At 60.5% G+C, this 8982-nt stretch carries 6 protein-coding genes and 1 pseudogene; 6 read left to right on the top strand and 1 reads right to left on the bottom strand.

The window, feature by feature from the left end:
* Window positions 1–100 precede the first annotated feature (100 nt).
* The 6 genes and pseudogenes from QOC89_RS11740 to katE all read left to right on the top strand — a co-directional run bounded on the left by QOC89_RS11740 (window position 101) and on the right by katE (window position 6585).
* On the top strand, window positions 101–979 hold the full coding sequence (locus QOC89_RS11740) for a LysR family transcriptional regulator (RefSeq protein WP_323045168.1): 879 nt from the start codon (window positions 101–103) through the stop codon (window positions 977–979).
* A gap of 399 nt (window positions 980–1378) precedes the next feature.
* Window positions 1379–1627, top strand: a pseudogene (locus QOC89_RS11735) (Lrp/AsnC ligand binding domain-containing protein); the annotation flags it as partial.
* Window positions 1628–1761: 134 nt separating this feature from the next.
* Window positions 1762–2274 carry a peptide-methionine (R)-S-oxide reductase MsrB gene (msrB, locus tag QOC89_RS11730; protein WP_323045167.1) on the top strand — a complete coding sequence of 171 codons (513 nt, stop codon included), beginning with the start codon at window positions 1762–1764 and terminating at the stop codon, window positions 2272–2274.
* Between the two features lie 19 nt (window positions 2275–2293).
* Complete coding sequence (gene msrA, locus QOC89_RS11725) at window positions 2294–3037, top strand: peptide-methionine (S)-S-oxide reductase MsrA (protein WP_323045166.1); 744 nt, start codon at window positions 2294–2296, stop codon at window positions 3035–3037.
* Window positions 3038–3387: 350 nt separating this feature from the next.
* Window positions 3388–4284 (top strand): MipA/OmpV family protein, encoded by an 897-nt coding sequence (locus tag QOC89_RS11720; protein ID WP_323045165.1) that lies wholly within the window; start codon window positions 3388–3390, stop codon window positions 4282–4284.
* Between the two features lie 189 nt (window positions 4285–4473).
* Window positions 4474–6585, top strand: coding sequence for a catalase HPII (gene katE, locus QOC89_RS11715; protein WP_323045164.1), 2112 nt, complete (start codon window positions 4474–4476; stop codon window positions 6583–6585).
* Between the two features lie 126 nt (window positions 6586–6711).
* On the opposite strand, the gene treA is transcribed toward katE, so the two are convergent.
* Window positions 6712–8526 (bottom strand): alpha,alpha-trehalase TreA, encoded by a 1815-nt coding sequence (gene treA / locus QOC89_RS11710; protein WP_323045163.1) that lies wholly within the window; start codon window positions 8524–8526, stop codon window positions 6712–6714.
* Window positions 8527–8982: the final 456 nt, after the last annotated feature.

The raw sequence follows: 8982 nt of genomic DNA, 5'->3' as shown, positions 1-8982 counted from the left end.
AGATGTTTGTCCGCGATCCATGAATGACAGTGTAGGTCAATCTGGATGCGTATAATCTCTGGAAAAACGGAAACACTGTCTCAAGTTAGTGGACAATACGATGCAAATCGAAGATATGCGGATCTTTGTCGCCACGGTCGACGCCCATAATTTCACCGCTGCGGCGAAGCGGCTCGCGCTGTCGAAGCAGTTCGTCAGCCGGCGCGTGATGGCGCTCGAAGAGGCGCTCGGCGTGCAGTTGCTGATCCGCAATACGCGCAAGCTGGCCGTGACCGAGCTCGGTCAGGAGTTTTACGAGCGTGCGAGGCGGATTCTGGGCGAGGTGGAAGACGCCGAGCAGGCGATGTCGCTGCGGCGCGCCGGGCCGCGTGGGCTGTTGCGGGTCAGTGCGCCGATGTCGTTCGGGATGATGCATCTATCGCCGTTGGTGGCGAACTTTTTACGCGAGCATGACGATGTCCGCTTCGATATGGAGTTGAGCGATCGCACCGTCGACGTGGTGGGTGAGGGGTTCGATATGGCGATCCGGATCGGCACGTTGCCGGATTCCACGCTGATCGCGCAGAAGCTCGTCGATGTCAGAATGGTGGCGTGTTGTAGTCCACGGTATGTGCGGCGGCGTGGCGCGCCGCGGCATCCTGCTGAGCTCGCGCGGCATTCGTGTTTGCTGTATGGGCATGGTGGGGTGGTGAGTTGGGATTTTGTTGTTGATGGGGTTTCGAAAGGGTTTGAGGTGGAGGGGCCGCTGCGGGCGAATAACGGGGAGTTGATTCGTGATGCGGCTGTGGCTGGGTTGGGGATTGTTCGGCTTCCTGATTTTATTGTGGCTGAGGCATTGGCTGGGGGGCAGCTTGTGACCGTGTTGGAGGAGTTTTTGCCGAAGGCGGTTTCGGTTTATGCGGTTTATCCGCAGCATCGGCAGGGTTCTGTTGCAGTGAGGGTTTTTGTTCAGTTTTTGAGGGAGGGGTTGGGGGGGTGATTGTTTTTTTTTGCCTACGGCGTTGGACTTTGCTTGATCTGGATTTTGGCCTGTCCTTGATTTCTTAGTGGTCTATTAGTGTTGCCCCTGTGCGGGGCGGCACTTACTTTCTTTGCCGCCGCAAAGAAAGCTAAGCAAAGAAAGCGGCTCAACCCGCCAGCTCATAAGCGGGGCCCCCGCACAGCCGCGGTAGTGGTGCATCTGGAATCCGTGTTCTCGCACATTCGGCGCGAGTGACAAAGGGCTCATACCTCCCGCCTCGCACTGCGTGCTCGCCGGAACGGATCATCGGGGCGGGGGCGGCGCGGGCGCCGCTTCGCTTTAGCCGTTCCGGAATATGAAGCTGTAGCCGTTCAGCGCCGGGACGCCGCCCAGGTGCGCGTACAACACGCGTGAGCCTTGGTGCTGGATCGATCCACGCCGGAGTCGTTTGCCGAGTTCGAGAAAGCGGCGCAGAAAGTGGCGGGCTGCATGGAGTGCCACGTCGTGACCGGCGAGTTCGACTATTTCATGACAATCCGCACACGCGATAGCGACAGCTTCAATCGTCTGCACGCGGAGCAGTTGCTGTATCTGCCAGGCGTCCGGCAAATCCGCTCATTCATGGTGCTCAAGGAGATCCTGTCGACCACGAAATTTCCGTTGTAATCGCCGCCGTCACATAAAAAGACGCGCATGCTGTCATAAATTCCCCGGTGGGCCGACTCAATGTCGAGACCACTCGGGGGCGCTGCATCAGCGCCAGAACGGGTGAACGGTGCGGACTTTCCGGGACGATCATCATGACTTTCAACAGACGGCTATTCTTCAGGTTGATCGGCGCGGCGTCGCTCGCCGGCAGCACCGCGGCCTGGCGCACGGCAAGCGCGGCGCAGATGGGTACGGCCGGGGCCTACGAGGTGGCGCACAGCGACGCCGAGTGGCACAAGCTGCTCACGGACGCGCAATACCGCGTGCTGCGCGAAGCCGGCACGGAGCGGCCGTTCAGCAGCCCGCTAAACGACGAGCACCGTGACGGCACATTCGCGTGCGCGGGCTGTGCATTGCCGCTGTTTTCATCGAAGACGAAGTTCGATAGCCGCACCGGCTGGCCGAGTTTCTGGCAGCCGCTGGATCACGCGGTCATCACGCATACGGATAAATCCCTCGGCATGACGCGCGACGAAGTACTATGCCGGCGTTGCGGCGGCCATCTGGGTCACGTATTCGACGACGGTCCCAAACCGACCGGCCTGCGCTATTGCATGAATGGCCTCGCTTTAACTTTTACGCCCGCGGCGCGCGGGACGAGTTGATCGAATCGGGACGGACATCATGAAGATCGAGAAACGGATCATCGGCAAACCGGCCCGCTCGCGTGGAACCGCTGTCGCGCTATCGGTGGGGCTCGGCGCGGTAGCGCTGCTGCTGGCGCAGCGCATGGCGTTTTCGTCGGAGACCGCGGTGGTCATTGCGCCGCCCGCGCTCGATGAGCCGATCTCAGCCACGTCCGCGCACGAAGAAACCGCCGTGTTCGCGGGCGGCTGCTTCTGGGGCGTGCAGGGCGTGTTCCAGCACGTGCGGGGCGTCACCAGGGCGGTGTCGGGTTATTCGGGTGGCCAGCGCGACACCGCGCAGTACGAGACCGTCAGTGGCGGTGACACGGGTCATGCTGAATCCGTGCAGGTCACGTTCGATCCGACCAAGGTTACTTACGGGCAGTTGTTGCAGATCTATTTCTCGGTGATTCAGGATCCCACCGAGTTGAATCGCCAAGGGCCGGATAGCGGCACGCAATATCGTTCAGCGGTGTTCCCGCTGAATGACACGCAGCGTCATGTCGCGCAAAGTTATATCGCCCAGCTCGAGAAGGCACACGCTTTCCCCGCGCCGATCGTCACGAAGACGGAGCCGTTCAAAGGCTTCTACCCGGCCGAGTTCTACCATCAGAACTACCTGACGCTGCATCCCAACTCCGCCTATATCGCTCTCTATGACGTTCCGAAAGTCGCCAACCTCAAGCGACTGTTTCCGAATCTCTATCGCGAGAAGCCTGTGCTGGTGGAAGCGGCGCAGTAAGACACGATTTTTGTGCCTGTATTCTGGCCTGTCATTGCCGCGGCGTGGTTGCCGTCGCCGTCGGTCCGTCCTCAGGTTTTACCGTCCGAGCCGCTGCTCCAGCGACCAGGCCCGCATTTTGCACCGGACCCTGCGTCGGCAAATATTTCGTACGCCGCTGTTCATACCAAAGCCCAATTTACGGTGCCATCAGCGTCGAACAGTGCTTTTTGCCGGGCAATGCGTGGTGTCTGCTGAAAAAATTACACGTCGTGCGTAGCAGTGCGGCGGTCGTCCCGATGTTTTTTAATCCATCTGGACACTCGGGCGAGACATAAACCCTTCGCGATAGGCGAGAACGGAGGCTTCTGGTGTTGAACAGCCGTAGAAAGCGGATCGGCGAGATCCGCAATAAACAAACAAGCATCGCGGCAACTTCTCTGGTCGTCGCGACCATCGGCGGGATTGCCGCTTTACCGCATTCGGCTCTGGGCCAGACCCCTTCGCCATTGGGCGAATGGCAGTACTCCGTGGGCATTCCACTGCAGAAGATGTGGCAGCCGACTATTCCGGACTGGCAGGTGCGCGTCGGGGCGGCGACGTCGTTCCAGCCGCGTTATGAAGGCGCCGACCGTTATCACCTGATGGCCGGCCCGAGCATCGACGTGCGTTACAAGGACCTGTTCTTCTTTTCGAGCGGCGAGGGCCTCGGCGTGAACTTCGCGCAGGGGCAGAACTGGCGCGCGAGTCTCGCGGCGGTCTACGACCTGGGACGCCGCGCCAAAGACGATGCGCAGGAACTGAGCGGCATGGGCAACATCAATCCGGCGCCGGGCCTGAAACTGTCCGGCGAATATGTCGTGTCGAAGGATTTCCCGCTGGTCTTGCGCGCCGATGTGCGCCGCTACTTCGGCGGATCGAATGGCTGGATCGGCGATCTGGGCGCTTATATGCCGATGCCGGGCAGCACCAGGAATTTCTTCTGGTTTGCCGGACCGAACGTGTCGCTCGCCGATTCAAACTACATGAACAGCTGGTACGGCGTGAATGCGAATCAGGCGGCACACTCGCAATACTCGCAGTATCACGCGAGTGCCGGCTTCAAGTCTGTGGGCTTCGGCGTTAGCGCAGTGTGGCTGTTCGACAAGCACTGGTTTGCCACCGCGGACGGCGCCTTTGAACAACTCGTGGGCGGTGCGGGCAATAGTCCGCTTACACATACACGTGCCACCGGTGTGGCCGATATCTCCATTAACTATCGCTTCTGATACAGCGTTTTGAGGTTCGAGCGTATGAGGCAAAGGCGTGCCATTGCGGCGCGCCTTAATAATGAAGTGTGGTGAAGACTCGCGTAGAACCTCCACAGGTTAATTCGCGGGTACATGGTTTGCTGCTTTCGTCTGATGCGTTAGACCGGACATTCCCCGGGCGCGCCCGAACGCAAGGAGCACATCCCCATGGCAGGTAAAACGAATACGCAGATGCCCGCAGCAAAGCCTGCGCAGGCCAACGATCCGAAATCGAAGGATCTCGAACAGTTTCGAGTCTCTCCGGAAGGCCAGGCGCTGAGAACCAACCAGGGCGTGAAGATCGCCGACAACCAGAACACCCTGCGCGCGGGTCCGCGCGGTCCCTCGCTGCTGGAAGATTTCATCATGCGTGAGAAGATCACGCACTTCGATCATGAACGGATCCCTGAGCGTATTGTGCATGCACGCGGCTCGGCCGCGCATGGCGTGTTTCAGGTGTACGAGTCAATGCGCGAGTACACCAAGGCTGCATTCCTGCAGGACCCGAACGAGCAGACACCGGTCTATGTACGTTTCTCGACGGTGCAGGGCCCGCGCGGCTCGGCCGATACGGTGCGCGATGTGCGCGGCTTCGCGGTGAAGTTCTACACGCAGGAAGGTAACTACGATCTGGTCGGCAACAACATGCCGGTGTTCTTCATTCAGGACGCCATCAAGTTTCCTGACTTCGTGCATGCGGTAAAACCGGAAGCGCCGAATGAAATGCCGACCGGCGGCTCCGCGCACGATACCTTCTGGGATTTCGTGTCGCTTGTGCCCGAGTCCGCGCATATGGTGCTGTGGACCATGTCCGACCGCGCGATTCCGCGCAGCCTGCGCACCATGGAAGGCTTCGGCATTCATACGTTCCGCTTCGTGAATGCAGAGGGCAAAGCGCGTTTCGTCAAATTTCACTGGCGTCCGGTGCTGGGCTCGTACTCGCTGCTATGGGACGAGGCGCAGAAACTCGCCGGCAAAGACCCGGATTTCCATCGGCGTGATCTGTGGGAAGCGATCGAACGGGGTGACTTCCCCGAATTCGAATTGGGCGTGCAGATCGTCGAGGAAGCCGACGAACATAAGTTCGATTTCGACCTGCTCGATCCAACCAAACTGATTCCCGAAGAAGTGGTACCGGTGAAGATCATCGGCAAGATGACGCTCAATCGTAATCCGGACAACTTCTTCGCCGAGACCGAACAGGTTGCATTCCATCCGGGGCACATCGTGCCGGGTCTGGATTTCTCGAACGATCCTCTTTTGCAAGGGCGTTTGTTCTCGTACACCGACACGCAGATCAGCCGCCTTGGCGGACCGAACTTCCACGAGATTCCGATCAACCGCCCGGTATGCCCGTTCAATAACAATCAGCGCGATGCGATGCATCGCCAGTCGATCAATGTCGGGCAAGCCTCGTACGAGCCGAATTCGGTAAGCGGCGGCTGGCCGAAGGAAACGGATCCGGCGGCTTCGGATGGCGGGTTTGAAAGCTATCAGGAGCGCGTGGAAGGCACCAAAATTCGAGTGCGGAGCGACTCGTTCGCCGATCACTTTTCGCAGGCCGCGCTGTTTTACAACAGCATGTCCCAGCCCGAGAAAGATCATATCGCCGCCGCGTATCAGTTCGAACTCGGCAAGGTCACCAAGCCGGAGATTCGCGCGCGCGTGGTGAACGAGATTCTTGCCAACTTCGATGCGGGGCTAGCAGCGAAGGTCGCCGAAGGACTCGGTTTGCCCGCCCCGAAGAAAGGCACGGCGAAGCTCACGGGGACAAAGGCGTCGCCGGCGCTGAGCCTGCTCAATCGAGTGAAGCCCGGCATCAAGACCTGCAAGATCGCGTTGCTGGCCGCGCCCGGTTCCGACGGCGCCGCGATCAGGAAGCTGCAACAGGCGCTGAAAGGCGAGGGCGCGACGCCGATGTTGATTGCGCCGACGCTTGCCGCCATCGACGGCATGGCACCGGACGCGACCATTGCCGGCTTGCCGTCGATCATGTTCGACGCGGTGATCGTGGTGGGTGGCGAAGCGGGTGCGAAGACGCTGGCGCAATCGGGCGATGCACGGCACTTTGTGCTCGAAGCCTTCAAGCATCTGAAGGCGCTGGCGGCGATCGGCGCGGGCCGCGAGGTGCTGGCTGCGGCCCACTTGCCGGACCATGCGGACGGTGTAGTCAGTGGCGACGACAGGCAGGCGGCCGACGTACTGAAGAACTTCGTCAAGGTGGCTGAGCAGCATCGCGTGTGGTCGCGTGCCGCGCAGGCGGAGACGGTGCCGGCGTAATGACGGCATGCCTCGCGTATCAGTTTGGCTGGCCAACGAGGCTTTTCAAGCAGCCGTGTTGCTAAAGCGGAACTGGCCGGTGTGAACCGGCCAGTTTTTTACGTGCTGCAATGACGAGACCGAAGGTTACGGATTGACTCGCGTCTCATGCAGCCGATGGGTATTCTTCGGTGCCGCGGCTGCGGAAGCCGCGGCTGCCGACACGCCTGCGGGACCTTCAGGAATATCGCTGGGCCGCGAGGCCTGCACGGTTTGCGGATAAAGCACGAGAAGGACGCGCAGCACGCCATTGGTCCAACCGAAGCCATCTTGCAGCGGATACTCGCCGCCGCCTGCGGCGACACCCGGCGTGGCCGCATCGACGTCGTACTTCTCGACCAGTTTGCCGGTGTGTTGATAGTAGGAGACGTTGGTCTTGATCCAGCGCGTGGCGATGGTCTGCGCGAGGGCTGGTTCGCTATAGCGGCGCAAGCCGATCACTGCCAGATATTGCAGGGGTGCCCAGCCGTTCGGCGCATCCCATTGCTGACCGCTGTTCACTTGCGTGGTGGCGAGTCCGCCGGGGCGTAGCAATTCGCGCTGCACGGTGGCGGCGACGGTCTTCGCCTGCTGACGGCTCGCCACACCCGTGTACAACGGATAGACCGTGGCGGCGGTGAGGCGATGCGTGAGTGAGCGATGCACGAAGTCATAGTCTCCGAACGCTTGCAGTTTCGGGTCCCACAGCACGCGCCGGATGGCGTCTGCTCGCGTGGCGGCGCGCTGCTCCATGTTTTCCGCATGGGTGACATCGCCGCGCAGACGATATGCTTTTGCCAGCGTGCGTTCCAGATCGGCCAGCAGGCAATTCAGGTCGACGGGCACGATCGAGGTGACGTCGACGGTGGCGAGCGTCTTGCCGTCCGCGAACCAACGCGAGCTGAAATCCCAACCGGTTTCACCGCCTGCGCGCAGATTGCGCCACAGATCGGCGGCGTCGCGTTGAGGCGTTTGCTGTGCGGTGACGACGTCTTCGCGATACGACTCGTCACGGGGCGCAGCGCGTTCGTCCCAATAGCGATTGAGCAGCGTCCCGTCGGCGAGGCGTACCACATGCTGGCTCGCCTGGCCTGCCGGAAGACCGTCGCTGCCGTCCATCCAGTAGGCGTATTCGCGCTGCAATTCGGGCAGGTACTGCGCATAGACGCCGTCACCGTCCTGCTCGGCGACAAGGCGGACCATCTGCGCGAAGAACGGCGGCTGCGAGCGGCTCAGATAGTAGGTGCGATTACCGTTGGGAATATGGCCATACCGATCGATCAGGGTCGCGAAGTTTTTCAGTTCATCGACGACCAGTGCGTGTTGTCCGCTCTGTTCCAGACCGAGCATGATGAAGTACGAATCCCAGTAGTAGATCTCATCGAAACGATCGCCCGGCACGATGTACGCGTAGGGCAACGGCAACAGCGACGACCACGGGCTTGCCGTCGCATCCGGCTCTCGGCGCAGGACATTCCAGAGCGTATCGATATGACTGACCACATCCTGATTCGGATCGGAGACATAGGCCTTTGCGGTGCGAGTGGGGAGCACGAAATTACGCTTCACGAAGTCCCCGAGACTGAAATTAGCCTGCGCCTTTGCCGCCTGATAAGCAGCTGCGATCTGCGCGGGCGGCGAAAGCGGCACCATATCGGCGAAGGTTTTGCTGTCGGGAAAGAGATGAGCGAGTTCGACATCACGATACAACGTGGGGTACTGCTCGGACGGCGGCACGGCCACGACGGGCGACGCTTGCGTGGGCGGCGCGACGTGCATGGCGGCACTCGCGATGCCCCCACCGTCGCCGGACGCATCAATCGGCTGCCCAGCCCCTGCAAGAGACGCGTGCCACATGAACGCCGCGACGAGCGCGGTACGAAGGCGGGTGCGAGAGAGGGCGGAGAGAGTGGGATAGGTCATTGGCAAGGGGCGGGAGTGGAGACGTGAATGATGAAGGACAGCGATTTCTAACGATTGACTCCGGCTAGTAACGCAAAGTTGCGCCAATTGCACGCCACATGCAAACAGGGCCTCCGTTCATCCTGATGATCCGTTCCGGCGAGCACGCAGTGCGAGGCGGGAAGTATGAGCGCCTTGTCACTCGCGCCGAATGTGCGAGGACACCGATTCCAGATGCACCACTACCGTGACTGTGCGGGGGCCCCGCTTATGAGCTTACGGTGTGAGCCGCTTTCTTTTGCCTACTTTTCTTTGCGGCAGGCAAAGAAAAGTAGGTGCCCGCCCCGCACAGGGGCAACACTAATAGACCAATATCAATTCAAGGAAAGGCCAACACCGCAGGCACCCAGACGAAATAAGCGCCGCGCAGGCAAAAAAACCTACTCCAAATCTGCTAGTGTTCCCCTTATTGCCCCG

Source organism: Paraburkholderia sp., from assembly GCF_034668105.1.
Taxonomy (GTDB): domain Bacteria; phylum Pseudomonadota; class Gammaproteobacteria; order Burkholderiales; family Burkholderiaceae; genus Paraburkholderia.
Note: the sequence above shows the minus strand (reverse complement) of the source record. Positions and strands in the feature narration are given on the sequence as shown.

Bases quoted from the DNA above. Each gene is read 5' to 3' on its own strand.
- QOC89_RS11740 (WP_323045168.1), top strand. From the start codon at position 101: ATGCAAATCGAAGATATGCGGATCTTTGTCGCCACGGTCGACGCCCAT.
- msrB (WP_323045167.1), top strand. From the start codon at position 1,762: ATGACTTTCAACAGACGGCTATTCTTCAGGTTGATCGGCGCGGCGTCG.
- msrA (WP_323045166.1), top strand. From the start codon at position 2,294: ATGAAGATCGAGAAACGGATCATCGGCAAACCGGCCCGCTCGCGTGGA.
- katE (WP_323045164.1), top strand. From the start codon at position 4,474: ATGGCAGGTAAAACGAATACGCAGATGCCCGCAGCAAAGCCTGCGCAG.
- treA (WP_323045163.1), bottom strand. From the start codon at position 8,526: ATGACCTATCCCACTCTCTCCGCCCTCTCTCGCACCCGCCTTCGTACC.